Below are 20724 nucleotides of genomic sequence, written 5' to 3'. Positions count from 1 at the left end.
GGTCAGCTCTATTTTTTGCATTTATGGATTGTCGAGTGCCGCTATGAGGGAGGCGATGACGTCCTTCTCCGCATCATTCAGCACCTTGTTCGCTTGCCACTGATGGACCTTTTGTTTCACTTGTGCAACATCCTGGTAACCGAGATGGTACGCTATGCTTGAGATGGCGCTTTGCCTATCGGCTTCGTCACCCAAATCAGCAAGTGCTTGCACCACGCCCTCCCTGTCTTTCGTAAACAATTCACCGACGATGGCGGCATATTGCTCGGCAGAGGCACCATCGAGATTCGTTGTTGCGAGGAACAGGCTCGTATAATGCTCGGGTTGGATGAGGGAGCGGTGGGTATACAGCAGCTCCAGCGTTTCCAGCGTTTTGCCGTTGCTCAGGCGGTTATATTCCGTCCAGTCCATGCCCTCCAAGTGAGCCAGCATGTTCGTGGCTTTATCCTCGGCACGCATGTCCTCTCCTTCGAACAATGATAATACGAGCTCCGCCGGACTTTCATGGTCCGTCACTGCACTCTTCGCTGGTTCGGAGGGCGACGAAGCCGGCGCTTTGGATGGGGTGCTCGAACAGGCTGTTACAAGAATCAGAAGAGCAAGGACGAAGCTGGAATAAGCAGCATGACGTTTGAACATGGATTCTCATCTCCTTTATAGTATTAACGGATATTTCCTGTAAATAGTTACATAAAAAGGAGAGGGATATCGAGCTCTTTCCCATGATAAGATGAAGGCTGCATATTCGCATGCTGATGAAGTTTACGGTTGGGCTCCATTTGCCGATAAAAGTGTTAGAATAAACATATGACATGAAAGTGGCAGTATGATAAAAAGGGGTATGTGATTTTGAACAATCGATTTGGTGTGATAACCGATCAGGAGATCATTCAACAAGCAAAGCAGCAGTGTATAGACAAGGGGATGAACCCGGAGCTTCTTCCAACACATACTTATCGATTGAATGCTGAAGCTTTGGCTGCAAGGCGTGCCAAATATAACGAATATATCGAAGTGATCCAAGTCTTCGTAAATAAATTCCTTTCCTCCGGATCCGGGAACCCTGTCGTGATAACGATGACGGATAACGAAGGCTTCATTCTTGATATGGAAGGGGACCCGACCATCATAGAAACGGCCCGTTATTTGGGCATCATGGAGGGCAGCGGGTATTCCCAAGAAGACGGCCCCAGCTCGATTGATCTGTGCCTTCGGTACAAACGGCCGTTTACGTTGATAGGAGAAGATCATTTTCATCACATTCTTCACCGCATGGCTTGCTATTCGGCTCCCTTTCACGGCGAAGATGGAAAGGCGATCATAGGGACGATCTCCCTAATGACGAACAAGGAGTTTGTTCACCCGCATTTATATGCCTTGCTCTGCACGATGGCCGATTCCTTGGAGCGGGAGATGGTGACCCGCAAACAGAACACGCAGCTGCAAACCTTGAATCAGGTGCTGCTGGGAACGAAGCATTACGGCGTGATCATCACGGATGCGGAGGGCCAGATCCTGCAGATGAACGAAACCAGCTTATGCCTGCTGTGCCCGGATGCCGGCGACCGTGACCGAACGAAATACGTGGGCCGCCCGGTGTTCGGCATCAAGCCGATTGGCGAGTATTATGAGCGGGTGATATACGAGCAGGAGATCTGCATAGGGGAAGAGCTATCCCTAGAGATATCCGGAAGCATGCACCACTATATTCTGGATGTTCAGCCGGTGTATGACCGGGAAAGGCAGCTTATGCGGGTCGTGGGCTCCCTGCGCGACATTACGGAGATGAAGCGTACGGAGGAAGTGCTGCGGAATACGGAGAAGCTGGTGTTTGCCGGCCAGGTTGCCGTCAGCATCGCCCATGAAGTCCGCAATCCCCTCACGACGGTAAAAGGAATGCTTCAGCTGGCCAATAAGGATGCCGCTCTCCGGCACTATGACCTGATTATGTCCGAGCTGGAGCGGGCGAATCTGATGGTAGGGGAATTCATGATCCTGGGCAAGCCCCAGGCGGCTGTGTTTAAGCTTGAGAATTGCGGCGAGATTCTGGAGGAAGTGCTTCATTTGTTCGCCATTCAGGCGAGCCTAGGCGGCATAAAGATGACACAATGCTTCGACCGGAATGCAACGATTCTGTGCGACCGGAACCAGATCAAGCAGGTTTTTCTCAATATCCTGAAAAATGCGATGGAGGCCCTGCCGTTTGGCGGAAACATTCACATCCAGATGGATGTGGAGGACGGGTATCAGCGCGTGACCTTTACGGATAACGGCTCCGGCATGACGGAGGACGTGCTTCGGCGGATTGGGGAGCCCTTCCATACCACCAAGCCGGACGGCAATGGGCTGGGCATCATGATCGTCCACCGTATCATGGAGAGCCACAATGGCCGGCTCGTCATCCGGAGCGAGGAAGAGCGCGGAACATCGGTTGAGATCCATCTGCCGATCTCGGGCCAGAGCCTTTCTAATTAATCTGATTAACAATTAAGGTGATGCAGCATGATGCGGATCAACAGAACCAGCGCTGGCCTAGGCCGATCCTTCAACTTTAAAGGACAGGCGGCAGCGCTGTTTTTTTGTAATTGTGAAGAATCGCAATCATTATTCCCAGTAACGGGACATGATGTCCGTAGCCCATTGGGGTTGCTTGGTCTTTGTCTTCGGCAAAAATTCTTCCATGACAGGCTTGATATCAACGACGGGAGTCCCGTCTACGGCATCCAGCCCTTTAACGAAAACGGATTTGCCCTCTCTGCTTACCAGTTCCACTATGGTGGCTCCTAGCTTGTTGGGACGGTTCTTGCCGCGCTGGGCGAAAATACCGACCTTGGGAAAGCTCGGATTATTTCGCGGATGTCTCGCCGTGTATTGGATGCTGTCGTCCTGGACGAGATGGAAGACATAGATGATTTCAAGGTGGCTGAACGTTTCAATTCCATCCAGGGAACTTTCATTCCATTCTTCGCCCAGCTTGATCTTCGAGATGACATCCCCCCAGTAATCATCCTGAATCGCCTTTCTTTCGTTATGGATCGTTCCGATCGCCTGTATGGTATACATGCTGTTACCTCCCTTAGATTTATCGTTCCTTCATATAAACTTCTGGTGTTTTACCGATCACCGCTTTAAAATCCCGGATAAAATGCGATTGGTCATAATAGCCCATATCTATGGCCAGCTCCAGCACATCCTGATGATCCAGGCCTTCGAGCATCTCGGCGGCATTCTGCAGCCGGTACAGGCGAATGACCCATTTGGGGCTCACGCCGACGTATAATTTGAATAAACGTTGAAGCGATCTCGGACTCATCCGGAACCCATCGCTAAGCTGTTCCACCCGGAGGATATCGCGGTTTCGGTGAATCTCATCCACGATCGCGTTGATTCGTTCAATCGATTCATCTCTGTCGGGCCGTATGCGGCGAAAGAGTTCCTCTATGCGCTGGACCTTGTGCTCCGGATCCTCTGCAGTCAATAGCTGCTCCTCCAGCATGTGCGGCCCAACCTGAAGAATCTCCATGGTGCCTACGGAGGAATCCGTTAGACGGTCCATGGCTATGTTCGCGAACGGATGGAATCCGCCAGGCCTGAATTTGACGCCGAATACATGCCCCCTGCCCTCCAGATGGTGGGAATGCCTCGTGCTCGATACGCCGTAAAAAGCGGTCCGACGGGATTGAACGACCAGATTGGCGCAAGGATTGGGAACGACATCCTGCTGATGGGGCTCCTGGCCGGTTAAATCCCAATGAATGATCCAGTAATGCTTGATGAAATGGGAAAGGTCCTCCGACGGGGGGACGCGCAGGAGCTGGAATTTCTCTCCGGCTTTTTTCATGTTCAAGATGCCGAGGCTGGGCTGATGAGAATGAGAACGCTGTATCATAACCTAACCACCTCCGATAATGCCGCAGCGGGCTTGAATTGGCACCGCACAGGTTCTCGTACGGGACTTGATCGGACACTAGCTCAAACCCGTCGCATTTTTACAATACTTGGATTGCGGATGCTTGGTAATATCATCATATCACAGGAGGACAAGCAGGTCTTCCTGCACATGATATTGAAGGTAGGAGGAAATGCATGGAGCCGCTGCAATATGAGTTTTATATCGGTGCCTCGCTGGAGAAGGTATGGGAAGTCTTGACTTCGCCCGAGGGGACGCGGGCTACCTTTTACGGGAGCGAGCTGAGATCTTCTTTCCAAGTTGGAGAGCCTTTCGCTTATGTAGGACCGGGGAATGACGGGGAGGAGACGGTTCATGTGTACGGGAATGTTCTGGCTTATGAACCGCAAAAGGTGCTAAGCCTGTCCGAGCATCCGGGCCCGTCGTATTATGCGAACCATGAGGAGCTGGAGTCCCGTATTACGTTCAACCTCGAGCCGGTAGGGAACTGTACCAAGCTGACGCTCGTCAATGACCAGTATACGCCGGATCATCCGTCTCGCGCCAAGGCGGCGGACAGCTGGTGGATGGTCATGAGCATTCTGAAGACCTATGCGGAGACGGGAAAAACCCTGGATCTCGGCTGGTAGCCTCAAGGACAATGGCTTCGCCCTGCCATATAAATGGTGCGAAGCAGTCCCGAAAAGAGCCGTTACGGCTCTTTTTTTGCTGTGAAATGGCGGGGTGCCCGTTCACGGGGAGGCCAGCTTTCGCTTGCCAAATTTTCGATAGCGGGTATGATTTAGGTATCCGTACCGGCCTGCTCATGCACGGCTTCTCGGAAATGGGAAAGATGGGAGTGAAGGATCATGACGGAGCGGACCCGCCCCCCTGTCCAGCAAATCCGTATCGGTATTATCGGAACCCGGACGATCGTTGACAAGATCATGAAGGTCATTGAGACCTTTCCTTCCTTTGACCCTGCGCCGCTGGTTTTCCAGGATGAAGACGAAGCGCCTGCACTGGCGGAGCGGATCGGGAGCGAGGTCGAAGTGTTGTTCCTCTCGGATCCGTTGTCCCAGCGTAAGGTGAAGGAGCTCGGTCAGGTCAGGATCCCTGTACATTACGTTCCCGTCACGGACGCGGGTTTATATAAAGCGCTGTTCCATGCCGGACAGCAGGAGCGACTGGATGGAGGCATATCGGTGGACACCCTAACCGAGACGATGGTGGTTCGGACGATGAAGGATTTGGGCATCCCTGCTGTACGGGCTGTCGTCTACGATGGGCCGGCTTACGCTCCGAAGAGCAGCCTGATCGCGTTTCATCGCCATCAATACGTATCCGGCGGGTGCTCTGTTGCATTCACGGGCGTGGAATCCGTGGCCCAAGAACTGACGCGGCTCGGAATACCCAATGAATGGCTGCTTCCTTCCGATCAGGATATCGTGGTATCGCTGGAGCGAGCCCTGCTGTCAACGGCATCCCGCCGCAGCTGGGAGGGTCAGATTGTGGTCGGGATGATAAATATAGACGATTTCGGCACGCAGGCGCTGAGACGGAATAATGAGCATGAGGTGCAGAAGCTGAAGCTGGATATTCACCGGATGGTGCTCGACTACGTGGAATCCCTGGATGGTTATCTGACCCATCTGGGCGGGGACGAGTATCTGTTTTTCACGACGCGCGGCATCTTCGAACGGGAAACCGGAGGTTACAAAACGATTCCTTTGGCCAAAGACGTGAACAAAACCTACGGCATTTCGCTCAGCATCGGCATGGGATTCGGTAGGTCGGCCAGCATGGCCGGAACCCATGCGCGCATCGCGATGCGGAAGTCCAAGGAGGTTGGCGGCAACGCCTGTTTTATCGTGCGTGAGGATGGTACGCTGATAGGGCCGCTCGAGATGGCCGATCCCGTCCAAGAGGTGCTGTCCTTTACGGATGCAGGGCTGATCAAGCGGGCAGAGGATGCGGGCATGACGAGCGCCTATTTGAGCAAGCTGCTGAACCAGCGCGCCCGTTCGGGTAAATACGAATATAAGGTCCATGAGCTCGCCCACCTGCTGGACATTACCGTCCGCAGCGCGCATCGGCTGCTTCAGTTGTGGACCGACAACGGGTTGGTGGAGATTTCGGGGATCGAGAAGGTGCCGAGGGGAAGGCCGAGGCAAATCTTTCGATTTACATTTTTGGAATAAAATATTATTTATGCACCATAATGGAAGATGAGGTGATGGACTTGAAGAGAACGAGAGCCACGTTTTCCCGCTTTGAGAAAATCTTCATCTTTACGCTGCTCGGACTGGCTTCCCTTTTTATCGCTGCCTTCTTCGTGCTTCGATATATCGTGCAGAACGTTTCGTTTGCTCCCTGACATCAGGGGGCTTTTTTGTGCTGTTTATTTAAAGACGATTTAAAGATTTGTCTTTATATCAAACGGGGCCGTATGATGAAGAAGAATCATCATTCGGAGGAGGAGATTGTTCATGTTAACCGTTGCAGCATTAGAAGCGAAGCTGGCGGAGCCTTCAGCACAGCTGGTTGCCGATTTGGCGTCTTTGGAAGGGGATATCCTGGTGCTTGGCGTCGGCGGAAAAATGGGTCCCAGCCTTGCGAGGCTGGCCGCTAACGCCGTGCGAGAAGGCGGTGGCGGCAAACGGATCATCGGCGTATCCCGGTTCTCGAACCAGGAGGCCCGGCGCGAGCTGGAGGAGGCGGGCGTACAGACGATTTCGTGCGACCTGCTGAACGACGGGGAGCTGCAGCAGCTGCCCGAGGCTCCAAACGTGATCTATATGGCCGGCAACAAATTCGGCACGACCGGCCGCGAATATTTTACTTGGGCGATGAACTCGTATTTGCCCGGCCGGGTGGCCGAGAAATTCAAGCAATCCCGCATGGTGGTGTTCTCATCGGGGAATGTGTATCCGTTCTCGCCGGTGGGCAGCGGCGGAGTCAACGAATCCGTTGCGCCGGAGCCGGTCGGGGAATATGCGCAATCCTGTCTCGGCAGAGAGCGCGTCTTTGAATATTTCTCCCACCAGAACGGTACGCCGATGGCGATCTACCGTCTGAATTACGCCATCGATATGCGGTACGGCGTTCTGCATGAGCTCGCCAGATCGATCCATGAGGACCGGCCGATTCACCTGGCGATGGGGCATGCGAATATCATATGGCAAGGGGATGCCAACGAGATGGCGCTCCGTTCGCTCCTGCATTGCAGCTCGCCTCCCGAAATCTTCAACATTACCGGACCGGAGACGATGTCGATCCGCTGGGCGGCACAGGAATTGGCGGCACGGATGGGCAAGGAAGTGACCTTTACAGGTACGGAATCCGAGACCGCACTCCTGAACAACGCCTCGAAATCCCACCAGCTCTTCGGTTATCCGAAGGTGTCTCTGCTGCAGATGCTGGATTGGACGGCAGCATGGGTGCAATCCGGCGGCGAGAGCTGGAACAAGCCGACGCACTTCCAAGAGAGAAAGGGGAAATTCTAATGAGCGGACAGATTCCTGCAATGCAGAGGCTGGCCCCCGAGAAGCTGAAAGCTCTTCACGAAGGGCTCGTCATACCGGCGCATCCGCTGGCTTTGGACGAGAACCGGAAGCTGGACGAACGCCGCCAGCGGGCGTTGACCCGCTATTACGCCGCATCCGGTGCGGGCGGTGTGGCGGTCGGCGTTCACTCGACCCAATTCGAGATCCGCGATAAAGGCATCGACTTGTATGAACCGGTGCTGCGGCTCGCGGCGGAAGAGGTCCGCAGGGCGGAGCTTGACCGCCCCTTCTTGATGGTGGCCGGCGTGTGCGGCCCCACGGAACAAGCCGTGGAGGAAACGGAGATCGCCCGCGGGCTCGGCTATGATGCCGTCCTGCTCAGCATGGGCGGGTTAAGCGGCTGGAGCGAAGAGGGTATTCTGAAGCGCACGGAAGAGATCGCGCAAAGAATGCCGGTGATCGGGTTCTATCTTCAGCCATCGGTTGGCGGCAACATCTTCTCCTTCGAATTCTGGCGTGCTTTCGCAGAAATTCCGAATATCGTAGCGATCAAGATGGCCCCCTTCAACCGCTACCAGACGATTGACGTCGTTCGTGCGGTCTGCTATTCGAGCCGCAGAGACGATATTGCGCTCTATACGGGGAATGACGATAACATCGTCAACGATTTGCTGACGACCTATCGATTCCAGGTGGACGGAACGCCGGTCGCCAAGCCTATCGTCGGCGGTCTGCTCGGTCACTGGGCGGTCTGGACCAGGAAAGCGGTGGAGCTGCTGGAGGAAATCAAAGAGGCGCGCAAGCAGGAGCAGTTCGCGAAGGAATGGCTGACGCGCAACGTCGAGATTACCGACTCCAATGCGGCCTTCTTCGATCCCGCGCATCAGTTTGCGGGCTGCATCCCGGGCATTCATGAGGTGCTCCGCAGACAGGGACTGCTGCAAGGCACATGGTGCCTGAATCCGCATGAAACGCTGTCTCCCGGACAATCGGAAGAGATTGATCGGGTCTACCGGGAATATCCCCATTTAAACGATGACGATTTTATTCGAGAGCACTTGGAAAGTTGGCTGGCAGACTGATACAATGAGGGCAGAATAGTCGAAAGTGGGGAATCGCGCATGCGGTTTAAAGATGTGTTTTCTATTATTGGGCCCAGCATGGTGGGGCCTTCCAGCTCCCATACCGCTGGGGCCGTGCGGATCGGAAGAGCCGCGCGGCGCATATTTGGAGCATTCCCCGATCAGGCGGAAATTGTGTTCTATGGATCTTTTGCCGAAACCTACCGCGGCCACGGCACCGATCTGGCTGTCGTCGGCGGGCTGCTTGATTTTGCCACGGACGATATGCGCATCCGGAATTCGATCGAGCTTGCCGAAGCGGCAGGCATTGAACTTACCTTCAAGACGGCACAGAATGTGGCATTTCACCCGAATACCGTGGAGCTGAGGCTGAAGGGCGGCGATCATACCGATGTCATTGCGGGCGCTTCCATTGGCGGAGGCAGCGTGGAAATGCTGCGCGTGAATGGTTTCGACGTCAAGTTTACGATGAATTATCCGGTGCTGCTGGTCTTTCATGACGATACGCCGGGCATGGTCGCGCATATCACCCGGCTCCTGGAGGCCGGTGGCGTCAACATTGCCTATATGGACGTGGACCGCAAGGGTAGGGGCGGCGATGCCATGACGGTGGTGGAGTCGGACGAAGCGGTTCCGGCCGAATTGATGAAGCATATCGAAGGACTGCCGAGCGTGCATCGCGTCGTCATCGCGGATTTGACAGTAGAGGAGGCGCAGTCATGAAGTTTTCTACGCTGGAGCAGATCATTGCATGCTGCCGGGAGGATCAGGTGACGATCGGCCAGCTGATGCTGAATGAACAGATCAAGGAAACAGGGAAAAGCCGGGACGAGACGTTCAAGCAAATGGCCGATTACTACGGCATCATGAAGGAAGCGGTGCACCGGGGAATCCATGACCCCGTCCCTTCCAAAAGCGGCCTGACCGGCGGCGATGCCGTGCGCGTCCATCAATATATGAGCAGCGGGGTACCCGCGCTCGGTACCGACGCTTGTACGGCGCTGGCCTACGCCCTGTCCGTGTCCGAGGTGAATGCCTCCATGGGGCGCATCGTGGCGACGCCGACGGCGGGCTCATGCGGCATTATTCCCGGGGTGTTCGTCAGCACGCAGGAACGCTTCGGCTGGGAAGACGAGCATTTGGTGATGGGGCTGTTCAGCGCAGGCGCAATCGGCTACGTCATTGCCAATAACTCGTTTATTTCCGGTGCGGAGGGCGGCTGCCAAGCTGAAGTCGGCTCAGCTATCGGTATGGCGGCAGGCGCTTTGACGGAGCTGCGGGGCGGCACGCCGGAGCAGGCCGTTCACGCCGTCGGGCTTGCGCTCAAGAATTCCTTGGGACTTATCTGCGACCCGGTGGGTGGGCTTGTCGAGATTCCTTGCATCGTGCGCAACGGCTTCGGCGCCGTGACGGCGCTGGCGGCATCGGATATGGCGCTTGCCGGCGTGCGCAGCGTCATTCCATCCGACGAAGTGATCGACGTGATGCTGGAGGTTGGCACGGCTATGCCGTCCAAGCACAGGGAAACAGCGAAGGGCGGACTTGCGCAGACGCCGACCGGCAAGAAAATCCTGAAGGATCTATACGGCAAGGAAGGCAAAAAATTGCGGGAGAAGGGTGCCAAAGCGCAGAAAGATGAAACGAGTGATTGAATTCACACCCGTTTTGATAGATCGCCGATGACGTTCTGCTTCATGAATATACGATGGGGAAGAGAAGAAATTTAACATCTTCCGTGAGGGATTTCGTGATGAAATCCCTCTATTTTTTTATCTATTTCTACCGCTTTAGCATTTTCCACATGCTCAAAAAGCCTGATGTTATGCGGGTTTTCGGCATTGAGCCCGCTTCAAGGAGAAAAAACGCCATCTCGCAGAAATACGCTTCTTTACGAAACGTGGAAGCGTTTTTATGATGTGGATGGGTAGAAAATTCCGTGCCGGACCTTCGGCAGCGGATGCCCGATCATTTTAGAATATTCCTGCGACAGGCCGGGATCTTCGTCAACAAGGAGGCATGATAGGAAGCATCTTGATTTGTAAACGTAGACCGGATGAGTAAGCGGACAAACAGATGAGAAGAAATGACGGGGGTAGAGTAGCGATCGCACAGATTCAGTCAGCCGCATTCAAATGATCGATTTAGAGGAGGAACGCAAATGACAAAAAAATGGTTTCGTATGGCACTCGTGTTCACATTAATCATTTCAATCTTGGCCGCATGCAGCGGAGGAAATAAAGAGGCAGCTCCCGAAACAGACGGAGAAACAGCACCTCCATCGGCACCGGCAGATCCGGATCAATATGGGGATACTGGCGGTCTCGCGCTTCCGCTGGTCGATAAACCGACAACGATCAATTGGATGGTCGTCAGCGAGAAGACCAACCTGAACGATTCCTTGCTTGCCAAGGAGATCGAGAAGCGTACCGGTATCAAAGTGAATTTCCAACCCTATTCTTCGGCTACGTTTCAAGACAAGCTCAAGGTAACCGTTGCATCCGGCAAGCTCCCGGACATCATCCACGGATTGACGCCTCCGGAGCTGAAGAAGATCGGCAAGCAGAAAGCGGTCGTTGCCATTAACGAATATGTCGACATGCTGCCGAACTTCAAAAGAATGTATGTGGACGAGAATCCTTGGGTCATTCCGTCCTACGGAGACGAATCCGGCAACATCTATACCTGGCCGGTTGCAAACATCAACCGGGACGTGAACCACGGCTTCCTGTACCGCAAAGACATCTTCGATGAGCTGGGCATCAAGGAATGGACGAATACCGACGAATTCTATCAGGCACTCAAAAAGTTGAAGGAAGCCTATCCGGATTCCTATCCTTACGCCTCGAAAACGAAAGAAAACATTTTCCGCGATTGGGCCTTCGGCTGGGGAATCGGCGGAGCCAACTATCCGACGTATTACGACGAGACGGCCAAGGTATGGAAGTACGCGACCATACAGCCTGAGCACAAAGAAATGCTCGATTTCATGAAGAAGCTGTACAACGAGGGACTCCTCGATCCGGAATTCATGACGGACACCGACGATTCCTGGACAGCGAAAATGACGTCAGGCAATAAATCCTTTGTCACCTATGACTGGATCGGACGTTTGGACCTGTTCTACAACCAGGTCAAGGACCAAAATCCGAACTATGACCTGCGATACGGCAATCCGGTCGGACCGACCGGCAACGGCAAGACGATCGAGAGCATCACGAACGGCTTCAGCATCGCGGTAGCCAACAACGACAACAAGGAAGCTTCCCTGAAGCTGCTCGATTACCTGACGAGCCCGTCCGGCGCCACGCTGGTGACGATGGGCGTGGAAGGCGAGACGTTCAAGATGGAAGGCGATAAAGCCGTCTATCCGGAGCTGACCGACGTGCCGCTGGTGGATATCAGCGTGCTGGAGGACCGCTATGGCCTGTGGCTGCAAGGATTGTATGTCAATTCCGACAAACGCAGCGTGTACTTCAACTATACGGAGAAGGAGCAGGAGGCTCAGGATAAGCTCCTGAACGGCAATAAATTCGAGCCGCTGGATCCGGTCGTGAACTTTACGGATGACGAAACCGCAAAGATTGCGGAAATCCAAACCTCCCTGAAGAAATTGGCGGATGAATTTAACGCGAAATACATTCTCAACAAAAACTACGGCGATGCGCAGTGGCAGCAATGGCAGGCGCAGGCTGAGAAGCAGGGAGCCAAGCAGATCGTCGATATTTTCAACGCAGCCCAGAAGAGATTGGATGAAGCCACGAAATAATCCGCAGAAGAAATAGGAATGATGGCGGCATCCGGGTACTATGCTCGGGTGCTGCTCATCATCTTAAGGAGGGAACACCATGTCAAGTGCAGGGACAGAGACAAATCTCGCCAAGCCCCGCGGCGGGTTTGGGAGAAGAATGGTTTCGGCCTTTCAGCATATGAAGCGGGACAGACAGCTGTTGATTCTGTTTATCCCATGCCTGTTGTTTTACGTGATTTTCCGATACGGGCCCCTGTACGGCTTGATCATTGCCTTCAAGGACTACAGCGTATTTACCGGCATCATGGAGAGCGAATGGGTAGGGCTCAAGCATTTCGAGAAATTTTTCAGCAGTCCGGATTTCTGGCTGTTGTTCAAGAATACGCTCCTTCTCGGCGTATACAACTTGATATTCGGCTTTCCTTTTCCCATCATTCTGGCGATTCTCCTTAACGAGGTCAGAGTGAAATGGTTCAAAAAGTCGGTTCAAACGCTCAGCTATCTGCCTTCGTTCCTGTCCGTGGTCATTATAAGCAGCATGATTATCGACTTCCTGTCGCCCAATCAGGGGATCATTAACCAGCTGATCGCGGCGTTGGGTTTCGAGAAGACGTATTTTCTCATTGAGCCGAGCTGGTTTAGAACCATCTATGTTTCATCGGATATCTGGGCAACCGTCGGTTATGAGGCCATCATCTATATGGCTGCGATTGCAGGGATCAGCCCGTCGCTTTACGAAGCAGCCAAGGTGGACGGTGCCAAAAGGCGCCACATGATTTTTAAAATCACGATTCCCGCCATTCTTCCAACGATTATTATCATGTTTGTCTTGAAGACCGGGTCGATGCTTCGGATCGGATACGAAAAGGTATTGCTGCTTTACAATCCGATGACTTACGAGGTGGCGGACGTATTCTCGACTTATGTCTACCGGAAAGGCCTTCTGGAGAGCAACTATAGCTATGGAGCGGCCGTGGGCTTGTTCGAAGCCGTCGTCGCCATGATATTGCTGCTGTCCTCCAACTACTTCAGCAAGCGACTGGGAGGTAGCGGACTATGGTAAACAACAAACGATTCAGCCTTCGAAACATCTCGTTATTCGGCATTATCAACACGCTGATTCTGACATGCCTTGCCATTATTACCGTGTATCCCGTCGTCTATATCACCGCCGTTTCCCTCAGCGCGACCTCCGAAGTGGTGCAAGGGAATATCACCTTGTTTCCCAAGGGTTTTAATGTAGACGCTTATGCCCAGGTGCTGAACGACGATCGGGTGCCGCGCGCCTATCTGAACACGATTTTTTATACCGCGCTCGGTACGGCCATTAACCTGCTGCTAACAGCGGTAGCGGCTTATCCGCTCGCTCGCCAAAATTTCTTCGGACGCAAGTTTTTCTTGCTGGCGATCATCATGACCATGTTCCTGAATCCGGGGATCATTCCGAACTACCTGATCGTATCCGAGCTTGGTCTGCTGGACAGCGTATGGGCACTCGTGCTTCCGAATGCGATCTGGACCTTTGAGCTGTTGATCCTCAAAAGCTTCTACGAGAACATGTCGGAATCCCTGCGCGAGGCAGCCGTCGTCGACGGCGCTTCCGAGTACCGCATCCTGTTCCAGATTGTGCTTCCGCTGTCCAAACCGGCACTGGCATCGATCGGATTGTTTTATTTCATGGGCCATTGGAACAGCTTCTTTATCCCGCTGATTTACCTGAACGACGCGAATATGTATCCGCTTCAGGTCGTGCTTCGGGATATGCTGATTTTCAGCGAGAACGGAAGTAATCCGAGCCTGGTGGATGCGTCGGCGCTTGCTCCGCAGGCCATGAAGAACGCAACGATCGTGTTGTCGATGATTCCGGTGCTGCTGATTTATCCGTTTGCCCAGAAGTATTTTGCCAAAGGGGTCATGCTCGGTTCCGAAAAGGGGTGATGGGAAGGTGCCGGGGGCTATCATGTTGAATATGAAGGGATGACATCCAAGAGAGGTGAATCCGTATGAATCGATTGATCGCCAACAGAGGCTTGCTCCAGATTTTCTTCGCTCTGCAACTGGTCATCGGCATCATGTTCATATTCAATTACATCGTGTACAAGAATTCCATTACCGGAATTTACGACAAGGTGAGCGAGAACAACCGGATGGTGATCAGAAATATTATTCAGTCGTTTGATACCAGTTTCTCCTCCATTAACAATTTGATTTTTAACATTCATGCGCTTCCTTCGGACCGGATGCAGTTGGATAACGGCAAACTTGACATGGAGAAAGTCATCTCTCTGCAGGACAGCGTCACCAGCATCGTATCCAACGTGGATATCGTGGAAGATGTGGTCATTTCGTTCGACAATCACGATTTGGCCATTACGACACGCGGAACCAGCAATCTGGACGCATTGTTTGACAGGCGGTATAAATCCCAGAAGTTCAACTCGATGTTCTGGAAGACGTTTACCCGATCGGAGCACGAGCTTACGGTTTTTCCAGCGGAGGTTTATGCGGATCAGAGCAGCGGGTACGGCCGGAACCTGATGATTGCCGTAGACGGCAACAAGGTCAGAATGTCGAACAAAAACCTGATGATCCTGATTAACGTGAACCGGCTGCTTAAGGGGGTCGATTTGAATTCCATGATTCCCGGGGCCTCGCTCATCGTGCTGGATGCGAACCGGAACGTCATCTTGAGCACCGAGAAGGATCTGGATCTGGTGGGCATTCTGAACGACGTGTACTTTAACCCGTCTCAGGAAGCCTCCCTCACGCACGACGATTTTGAGTACAATTTCTACAAATCGGACTATAACGGATTTATATATATCAATAAAATGCCGTACAAGTTTCAAAATATCGATTCCGTCACCAATGCCAATACGTGGATTATGTACGGCGCGATTGTGTTAAACGTCATGCTGTCGGTGCTGCTCAGCATTTATCTGTACCGGCCGGTGAAGAACATCGTGCAGCTGCTCGGAGGCAGTTCTCTTCGTGGGAATGATTTCGTGAAAATCCAGAGCGGCATCGTCAAGGTACAGCGGGAGAACGAATCCCTTAAGAAGCAGATGGATCTGGTGGATGAGGATATCCGCCGAAGCGTGTTCCTGCAAACGCTGGACGGCCATCACCATTCGCGCGAGCAGGAAATGCAGATGCAGAAGCACTACACGCATTTCTTCCAGTGCCGGCATTTCATGATGGCGGCCGTGTATTTGCAGCCTGCCGGCAAGGGGGCGGCCAAGTCGGATTTTGTCCTGGAAGATGTGACGTCTCAGATCCGGGGCGGCCTGGAGGAGCGTTATGGACATGTAGTGGTGTATCATGTCGAAGAGCTGAAATTCCTCGCGTTAATCGGTCTGGATCAGCCGTCGGAGCGCAAGCAGCTGGTAAGGAAATTCGAGGAGTATATTAGGCGGTGCAACGAGGATTATCATGATACGTTCTCGGTGTGGGGCTGCGTTAGCCGCACGTACGAATCCAAAATCAGCAATTGCTCCGAAGCATATCGGAATATTAAGGATGGACGGTTGTACCGGAATGTGAATGCGGACACGGACATGGTCGATGCCGAGCAAATTCGTTACGTCCCGGATATTTATTATCCGCTTCAGAAGATCGAGAAGCTGAGCAATTGCATGCTAAGCGGCAAGGTGGATGAGGGACTGCAGATCGTGAGCGATATTTTCCAGCAGAATGCGGATCTTCGCATCCATCACCATCAGATGGTGCATATTGCGAAGAGCATGTTCTTCCTTGTCATGAAGCAGGCGGATTCGCCGTCCGTTGACCGCAATGAGCTGTTCCGGCTGGAGAGTGATTTCATCCGCAAGGTCGATCAAGCCTTCACCTATGAAGAGATTCAGAAGGCGCTGATGGAAGTGATGCGCGTGGTGGCCAATACGCGGAACCACGACCCGCGAAGCAAGCTGAATCCCGCATTCATCTCCCAATACATCGAACTGCATTACATGGAGAACCTCTATTTGGATCATATGGCCGAAGTGCTGGACACCAGCTCGAAATATTTCTCCAATTATTTCAAGAAAACATTCGGCGTCAATTACGTGGAGTATTTGAACAAAGTCCGATTATCGCATGCGCGTGAATATCTGCGGAACACGGATCTCAGCATTGCCGAAATCGGAGAGAAAACGGGGTATTCGAACTCTTCCACATTTACGACGACCTTTAAGAAATACAGCGGCGTCTCGCCGAGCGAATATCGAAAAGCATCAGGAAAATAAGGTGGAGCAGGAGGGTCCATATGAAGGCTGTTGCCACGATTCATGGAAACGTGATCGTTGATCATATCGAGAGGCCGGCGGAATTGCCGGCGGGTCATGTGCGGATTCGCACCGAATACTCGGCGGTCAGTCCGGGTACGGAAATGATCTTTATACGAAAGGCTGCGGATCAAAAAGTCATTATGGGTTACAGCGCGGTGGGGATCGTCGAAGACTTGGGTGAAGGCGTGAAGGGGCTTGCCGTCGGTCAACGCGTGGCCTGCTATGGAGCACCTTACGTACGCCATGCCCAGTGGCTTACGGTGCCTTCGAACCTGACGGCGATCGTCCCGGACGGGGTGGATCCGCAGGAGGCCGCTTTTGCGGGGCTGGGAGCGATTGCGATCCATGCCCTGCGGGTTGCGGATCTGCGCTTCGGCGAATCGGCCGTGGTGGTCGGGCTTGGCATCCTGGGGCAGATCATTGCCCAGATCGCGCATGCGGCGGCTTGCCCTGTTGCGGGATTTGACCTGAACCCGGAGCGGGTGCAGGGGATGAAACAGCATATTGCCTATGCTTATGATAACCGGGAGCAGCTTGAGGAGCGGGTTGGGCGGATGACGGGCGGACATGGAGCCGACAGCGTTATCCTGTGCGCGAGCGGTCCCGGCGAAGAACTCATCAACGCGTCGATGACGTGGATTCGGGATAAGGGCAAAATCGTCATTGTCGGCGATTTGTCCATGACCTACGCGAGGGAGCGGATGTTTGGCAAGGAAGCGCAGGTGCTCATATCGCGGGCTGGCGGTCCGGGCCGGTACGACGCAAGTTATGAACTCAACAATACGGATTATCCGATCGGCTTTGTGCGCTGGACGGAAGGCCGCAACATTGCGGAATATATTCGTTTGTTGGCCGAGGGGAGAATCTCGATCAAACCGATGATCTCGCATGTGGTTCCCGTAGATGAGGCCGCCAAGGCTTATGAGCGGTACGGCCCCGGGTCAACGACGCTCGGAACGATATTTAAATACGATCATGAGACGGATGGTGCCAAGGCCGACTAGAATACAGCGATATCGAGGTGCGTGCGTATGGAGAATCATATAGAGGCGGATATCATCATTCTGGGCGGAGGACTTGGCGGCTGTGCCGCTGCGCTTGCGGCGGCAAAGGCGGGGAAACGCGTGATTGTGACCGAAGAGAGCGATTGGATCGGCGGCCAGATTACAAGTCAGGGCGTACCGCCCGACGAGCATCCCTGGATCGAGCGGTTTGGCTGCACGGCCAGCTACCGTGAATTCCGGAATCGGGTCCGTGATTATTACAGGAATTTATTTCCGCTCCGGGCCGAATCGCGGCATGAGCGTTACCTGAATCCAGGCAGCGCACTGGTCAGCGGCATCGCCCATGAGCCGAGAGCGGCGCTGGCCGTGCTGCAGGGGATGCTGGCACCTTACGTGCACAGCGGAAGGTTAACGATCCTTACGGAGCATGCGCTAATGGAAGCGGAGTCCGGCGGGGATCAGGTTACTTCCGTCCGGCTGCGGGACAGCAGATCCGGCGACATCGTCAAGCTGACCGGCGCATTTTTCCTCGATGCTACCGAGGAGGGGGATTTGCTTCCGCTGGCCGGCATCGAATACGTGACGGGTTCCGAGTCGGCGGAAGAAACCGGTGAGCCGCATGCTTTATCCGGTCCGGCGGACCGGGCGGACATGCAGGCTTTCACTTGGTGTTTCGCGATGGATTACCGGGAGGGCGAGGATCATACCATCCCGAAGCCGGATCGGTACGATTTCTGGAAGAACTACCGGGCGGATTTCTGGCCCGATGCCATGCTGAGCTGGACGGGGCTCGTACCGCATACGCTGGAGCCGGTCACCTACAGCTTATTTCCGGATGGCCGATCGTTTTCCCTGTGGAAATACCGGCAGATCCTGAATCCGGAGCATTTCGAATACGGGTTGTTTGACAGCAGCGTTACGGTCGTGAACTGGCCGCAGAACGATTATTGGCTCGGCTCCATTATCGATGTCGGCCCGGAAGAGCGGGAACGGCATCTGGAGGAATCCAGGCAGCTGAGTTTGTCCCTGCTCTATTGGATGCAGACGGAAGCCCCGCGGCCCGATGGCGGAAAGGGATATCCCGGACTCCGGCTTCGGCCGGACGTGATGGGGACGAAGGATGGCTTGGCAAAAGCCCCTTATATCCGTGAATCCCGCCGGATCCGCGCCGAATTTACCGTGAAGGAGCAGCATATTGCCGCCGAATGCCGTGCGGACGGGCGGGCGGAGATGTTCCACGATTCCGTTGGCATCGGCTGCTACCGGATCGATCTGCATCCAAGCACGGGATTGCGGACGTATATCGATATTTCGAGCCTGCCCTTCCAAATTCCGATGGGGAGCCTGATTCCGGTACGGGTAGCCAATGTGCTGGCAGCCTGCAAGAATATTGGCACGACGCATATCACGAATGGGTGTTATCGACTGCATCCTGTGGAATGGAACATCGGCGAGGCAGCCGGTCATTTAGCCGCTTATTGCATAGAGCATGGACTGAAGCCGCGGGAAGTACGGAATACCCCTGACCACTTGGAGGCTTTTCAGCGGCGATTGACGGAACAGGGGATCGAACGGTCATGGCCGTCCATTCATGCCGTTTGACGTCTTGCCCGGAAATAAGGGGAATGCCTACCGAAATAACGATAGCCGTCTTTCCGGGCAGTGGGATACTGCTTGCGGAAAGACGGCTATTCATGCTGGTAGACGAATCATGACCGGCAAACTATTAATTTACAATAATATACAATTCTATTATACTTGTAGTAGATATGGATCCTACCTCATTGTATATGAAGGCAGTCGCATATCGGACATCAGCTAACTTCGTGGTACTTATACATACGGGCAGTCTCCTCGTTTCCATCGATCATGGAAGGGTGGTGGTTTATACCGAAACCGGTTTACCAGGCTGTAGCGGTCATGGCTTTCCAATTCGAAAACCAAAGGAGCGAAACGTTGATGAAAGTATTCCGAAATTCGATTATCCGTAAGTCGGCGGCGTTGGTCTGCGCTGTTCTGCTGATCTTGCCGGCCGGGTTGTCCCTGGCGGCCAACAAGCCCTTCCCCCAGCATACGTCCTATGCGAGCGGTTCGATTAAGCCGAACAACGTAACGCAGGCCGCGATGGACAATGCGGTCAAGAGCAAATGGAACAGCTGGAAAGGGTCTTTTCTGAAGCCGGCTGGAACCGGGCAATATTACGTCAAATACAATTCCGTGGGCGAGACGGTATCCGAGGCTCACGGTTACGGAATGATTTTCACCGTTCTGATGGCGGGATACGACAGTAATGCGCAGTCGTATTTCGATGGGTTATATCGCTATTACAAGGCGCATCCGAGTGATAACAATCCGTATCTGATGGCGTGGAAACAGAACAGCAGCTTCCAGAATATAGAGGGGGCCAACTCGGCAACGGACGGCGATATGGATATTGCTTACGCACTCCTGCTTGCGGACAAGCAGTGGGGAAGCAGCGGATCGGTCAATTACCTGCAGGTCGCGAAGGATATCATCAATGCCATCATGAGCAATGACGTCAATCAGTCGCAATGGACGCTGCGTTTGGGCGATTGGGCTACCAGCGGCAATTACAATACCGCCACGCGGCCATCGGATTTCATGCTGAACCATATGAAGGCGTTCCGTGCGGCTACCGGCGATGCCCGTTGGGATAACGTCATCAACAAAACCTATACGATCATCAACTCCATCTATAACGGTTACAGCTCCAATACCGGTTTGCTTCCGGATTTCGTTGTCATGTCGGGCGGCAATTATCAGCCAGCGGCAGCGGGATTCCTGGAGGGGGCGAACGACGGAAAATATTATTACAACTCGGCCCGGACTCCATGGCGGATTACGACCGACTATCTGATGACCGGCGATACGCGCGCGCTGAATCAATTGAATAAAATGAACACGTTCATTAAGTCGGCTGCAAACAGCAATCCTGCCAATATCAAGGCAGGGTATAATCTGAACGGGACCGCACTGGTGACTTATAACAGCGGAGCGTTCTATGCACCGTTCGGCGTAAGCGCGATGACTTCGTCCAGTCACCAGAGCTGGCTGAATTCGGTATGGAATTATACAGCAAACGCATCTGCAGAGGGATATTATGAGGAGAGCATCAAGCTGTTCTCGATGATGGTCATGTCGGGAAATTGGTGGACATATTAAGGTATAACGCCCTTTTATTTTATATT

18 protein-coding genes are annotated in these 20724 nt (G+C 53.6%); 15 read left to right on the top strand and 3 right to left on the bottom strand.

All coding sequences use genetic code 11. From position 1 onward, the window contains the following. Positions 1 to 21: 21 nt before the first annotated feature. Entirely contained in the window at positions 22 to 639 is a 618-nt protein-coding gene (locus BMX45_RS13625; protein ID WP_090910130.1) for a hypothetical protein, read from the bottom strand. Between the two features lie 204 nt (positions 640 to 843). On the opposite strand from BMX45_RS13625, the gene BMX45_RS13620 reads away from it, so the two are divergent. Next, the gene (locus BMX45_RS13620; protein WP_090910129.1) at positions 844 to 2475 is read left to right on the top strand and encodes an ATP-binding protein; all 1632 of its coding nucleotides are present in this window, start codon (positions 844 to 846) and stop codon (positions 2473 to 2475) included. Between the two features lie 129 nt (positions 2476 to 2604). Here the strand turns inward: BMX45_RS13620 and tsaA are convergent, their stop codons facing one another. Both tsaA and BMX45_RS13610 read right to left on the bottom strand, forming a co-directional pair. After that, on the bottom strand, positions 2605 to 3063 hold the full coding sequence (tsaA, locus tag BMX45_RS13615; RefSeq protein ID WP_090910128.1) for a tRNA (N6-threonylcarbamoyladenosine(37)-N6)-methyltransferase TrmO: 459 nt from the start codon (positions 3061 to 3063) through the stop codon (positions 2605 to 2607). 19 nt (positions 3064 to 3082) lie between these two features. Beyond that, on the bottom strand, positions 3083 to 3889 hold the full coding sequence (locus BMX45_RS13610) for an AraC family transcriptional regulator (protein ID WP_090910127.1): 807 nt from the start codon (positions 3887 to 3889) through the stop codon (positions 3083 to 3085). Between the two features lie 197 nt (positions 3890 to 4086). Here BMX45_RS13610 and BMX45_RS13605 point away from each other — a divergent pair, with 197 nt between their 5' ends. The 14 genes from BMX45_RS13605 (at position 4087) to BMX45_RS13545 (ending at position 20698) form a co-directional block, all read left to right on the top strand. After that, positions 4087 to 4539 (top strand): SRPBCC family protein, encoded by a 453-nt coding sequence (locus tag BMX45_RS13605; protein WP_090910126.1) that lies wholly within the window; start codon positions 4087 to 4089, stop codon positions 4537 to 4539. Between the two features lie 219 nt (positions 4540 to 4758). After that, the gene (locus tag BMX45_RS13600; protein WP_090910125.1) at positions 4759 to 6090 is read left to right on the top strand and encodes a hypothetical protein; all 1332 of its coding nucleotides are present in this window, start codon (positions 4759 to 4761) and stop codon (positions 6088 to 6090) included. Between the two features lie 41 nt (positions 6091 to 6131). Next, positions 6132 to 6266: a hypothetical protein gene (locus BMX45_RS32125; RefSeq protein WP_302847910.1), complete on the top strand. Its 135-nt coding sequence runs from the start codon at positions 6132 to 6134 to the stop codon at positions 6264 to 6266. Positions 6267 to 6378: 112 nt separating this feature from the next. Beyond that, positions 6379 to 7395: an NAD-dependent epimerase/dehydratase family protein gene (locus BMX45_RS13595; RefSeq protein ID WP_090910124.1), complete on the top strand. Its 1017-nt coding sequence runs from the start codon at positions 6379 to 6381 to the stop codon at positions 7393 to 7395. Then, a complete protein-coding gene (locus tag BMX45_RS13590) occupies positions 7395 to 8477 on the top strand; it encodes a dihydrodipicolinate synthase family protein (protein ID WP_090910123.1) in 1083 nt (360 codons plus the stop codon). The genes BMX45_RS13595 and BMX45_RS13590 overlap by 1 nt, the downstream gene beginning before the upstream one ends. 39 nt (positions 8478 to 8516) lie before the next feature. Continuing rightward, complete coding sequence (sdaAB, locus tag BMX45_RS13585) at positions 8517 to 9200, top strand: L-serine ammonia-lyase, iron-sulfur-dependent subunit beta (protein WP_090910122.1); 684 nt, start codon at positions 8517 to 8519, stop codon at positions 9198 to 9200. Beyond that, on the top strand, positions 9197 to 10129 hold the full coding sequence (sdaAA, locus tag BMX45_RS13580; RefSeq protein ID WP_090910121.1) for an L-serine ammonia-lyase, iron-sulfur-dependent, subunit alpha: 933 nt from the start codon (positions 9197 to 9199) through the stop codon (positions 10127 to 10129). The genes sdaAB and sdaAA overlap by 4 nt, the downstream gene beginning before the upstream one ends. Before the next feature lie 506 nt (positions 10130 to 10635). Beyond that, positions 10636 to 12243 (top strand): ABC transporter substrate-binding protein, encoded by a 1608-nt coding sequence (locus tag BMX45_RS13575; protein ID WP_090910120.1) that lies wholly within the window; start codon positions 10636 to 10638, stop codon positions 12241 to 12243. Between the two features lie 79 nt (positions 12244 to 12322). Then, complete coding sequence (locus tag BMX45_RS13570; protein ID WP_090910119.1) at positions 12323 to 13288, top strand: ABC transporter permease; 966 nt, start codon at positions 12323 to 12325, stop codon at positions 13286 to 13288. Beyond that, positions 13282 to 14163 carry a carbohydrate ABC transporter permease gene (locus BMX45_RS13565; RefSeq protein ID WP_090910118.1) on the top strand — a complete coding sequence of 294 codons (882 nt, stop codon included), beginning with the start codon at positions 13282 to 13284 and terminating at the stop codon, positions 14161 to 14163. The genes BMX45_RS13570 and BMX45_RS13565 overlap by 7 nt, the downstream gene beginning before the upstream one ends. A gap of 65 nt (positions 14164 to 14228) precedes the next feature. Next, the gene (locus BMX45_RS13560; RefSeq protein WP_090910117.1) at positions 14229 to 16469 is read left to right on the top strand and encodes a helix-turn-helix domain-containing protein; all 2241 of its coding nucleotides are present in this window, start codon (positions 14229 to 14231) and stop codon (positions 16467 to 16469) included. A 20-nt stretch (positions 16470 to 16489) separates the two neighbouring features. Beyond that, positions 16490 to 17515: a zinc-dependent alcohol dehydrogenase gene (locus tag BMX45_RS13555; RefSeq protein WP_090910116.1), complete on the top strand. Its 1026-nt coding sequence runs from the start codon at positions 16490 to 16492 to the stop codon at positions 17513 to 17515. A gap of 27 nt (positions 17516 to 17542) precedes the next feature. Next, positions 17543 to 19117, top strand: a complete 1575-nt coding sequence (locus BMX45_RS13550) for an FAD-dependent oxidoreductase (protein ID WP_090910115.1) — start codon at positions 17543 to 17545, stop codon at positions 19115 to 19117. A 357-nt stretch (positions 19118 to 19474) separates the two neighbouring features. Next, entirely contained in the window at positions 19475 to 20698 is a 1224-nt protein-coding gene (locus tag BMX45_RS13545; protein WP_090910114.1) for a family 8 glycosyl hydrolase, read from the top strand. Positions 20699 to 20724: the final 26 nt, after the last annotated feature.

Origin of the sequence: Paenibacillus sp. cl141a, assembly GCF_900109305.1 — a bacterium.
Classification (GTDB): domain Bacteria; phylum Bacillota; class Bacilli; order Paenibacillales; family Paenibacillaceae; genus Paenibacillus_AQ; species Paenibacillus_AQ lautus_A.
The sequence above is the reverse complement of the archived record's forward strand: the minus strand, read 5'-3'. Positions and strand labels throughout refer to the sequence as shown.

What these genes read in the sequence shown, in the direction of transcription:
- BMX45_RS13625 (WP_090910130.1), bottom strand. Translation starts at nt 639, where the DNA reads ATGTTCAAACGTCATGCTGCTTATTCCAGCTTCGTCCTTGCTCTTCTG.
- tsaA (WP_090910128.1), bottom strand. Translation starts at nt 3,063, where the DNA reads ATGTATACCATACAGGCGATCGGAACGATCCATAACGAAAGAAAGGCG.
- BMX45_RS13610 (WP_090910127.1), bottom strand. Translation starts at nt 3,889, where the DNA reads ATGATACAGCGTTCTCATTCTCATCAGCCCAGCCTCGGCATCTTGAAC.
- BMX45_RS13605 (WP_090910126.1), top strand. Translation starts at nt 4,087, where the DNA reads ATGGAGCCGCTGCAATATGAGTTTTATATCGGTGCCTCGCTGGAGAAG.
- BMX45_RS13600 (WP_090910125.1), top strand. Translation starts at nt 4,759, where the DNA reads ATGACGGAGCGGACCCGCCCCCCTGTCCAGCAAATCCGTATCGGTATT.
- BMX45_RS13595 (WP_090910124.1), top strand. Translation starts at nt 6,379, where the DNA reads ATGTTAACCGTTGCAGCATTAGAAGCGAAGCTGGCGGAGCCTTCAGCA.
- BMX45_RS13590 (WP_090910123.1), top strand. Translation starts at nt 7,395, where the DNA reads ATGAGCGGACAGATTCCTGCAATGCAGAGGCTGGCCCCCGAGAAGCTG.
- sdaAB (WP_090910122.1), top strand. Translation starts at nt 8,517, where the DNA reads ATGCGGTTTAAAGATGTGTTTTCTATTATTGGGCCCAGCATGGTGGGG.
- sdaAA (WP_090910121.1), top strand. Translation starts at nt 9,197, where the DNA reads ATGAAGTTTTCTACGCTGGAGCAGATCATTGCATGCTGCCGGGAGGAT.
- BMX45_RS13575 (WP_090910120.1), top strand. Translation starts at nt 10,636, where the DNA reads ATGACAAAAAAATGGTTTCGTATGGCACTCGTGTTCACATTAATCATT.
- BMX45_RS13570 (WP_090910119.1), top strand. Translation starts at nt 12,323, where the DNA reads ATGTCAAGTGCAGGGACAGAGACAAATCTCGCCAAGCCCCGCGGCGGG.
- BMX45_RS13565 (WP_090910118.1), top strand. Translation starts at nt 13,282, where the DNA reads ATGGTAAACAACAAACGATTCAGCCTTCGAAACATCTCGTTATTCGGC.
- BMX45_RS13560 (WP_090910117.1), top strand. Translation starts at nt 14,229, where the DNA reads ATGAATCGATTGATCGCCAACAGAGGCTTGCTCCAGATTTTCTTCGCT.
- BMX45_RS13555 (WP_090910116.1), top strand. Translation starts at nt 16,490, where the DNA reads ATGAAGGCTGTTGCCACGATTCATGGAAACGTGATCGTTGATCATATC.
- BMX45_RS13550 (WP_090910115.1), top strand. Translation starts at nt 17,543, where the DNA reads ATGGAGAATCATATAGAGGCGGATATCATCATTCTGGGCGGAGGACTT.
- BMX45_RS13545 (WP_090910114.1), top strand. Translation starts at nt 19,475, where the DNA reads ATGAAAGTATTCCGAAATTCGATTATCCGTAAGTCGGCGGCGTTGGTC.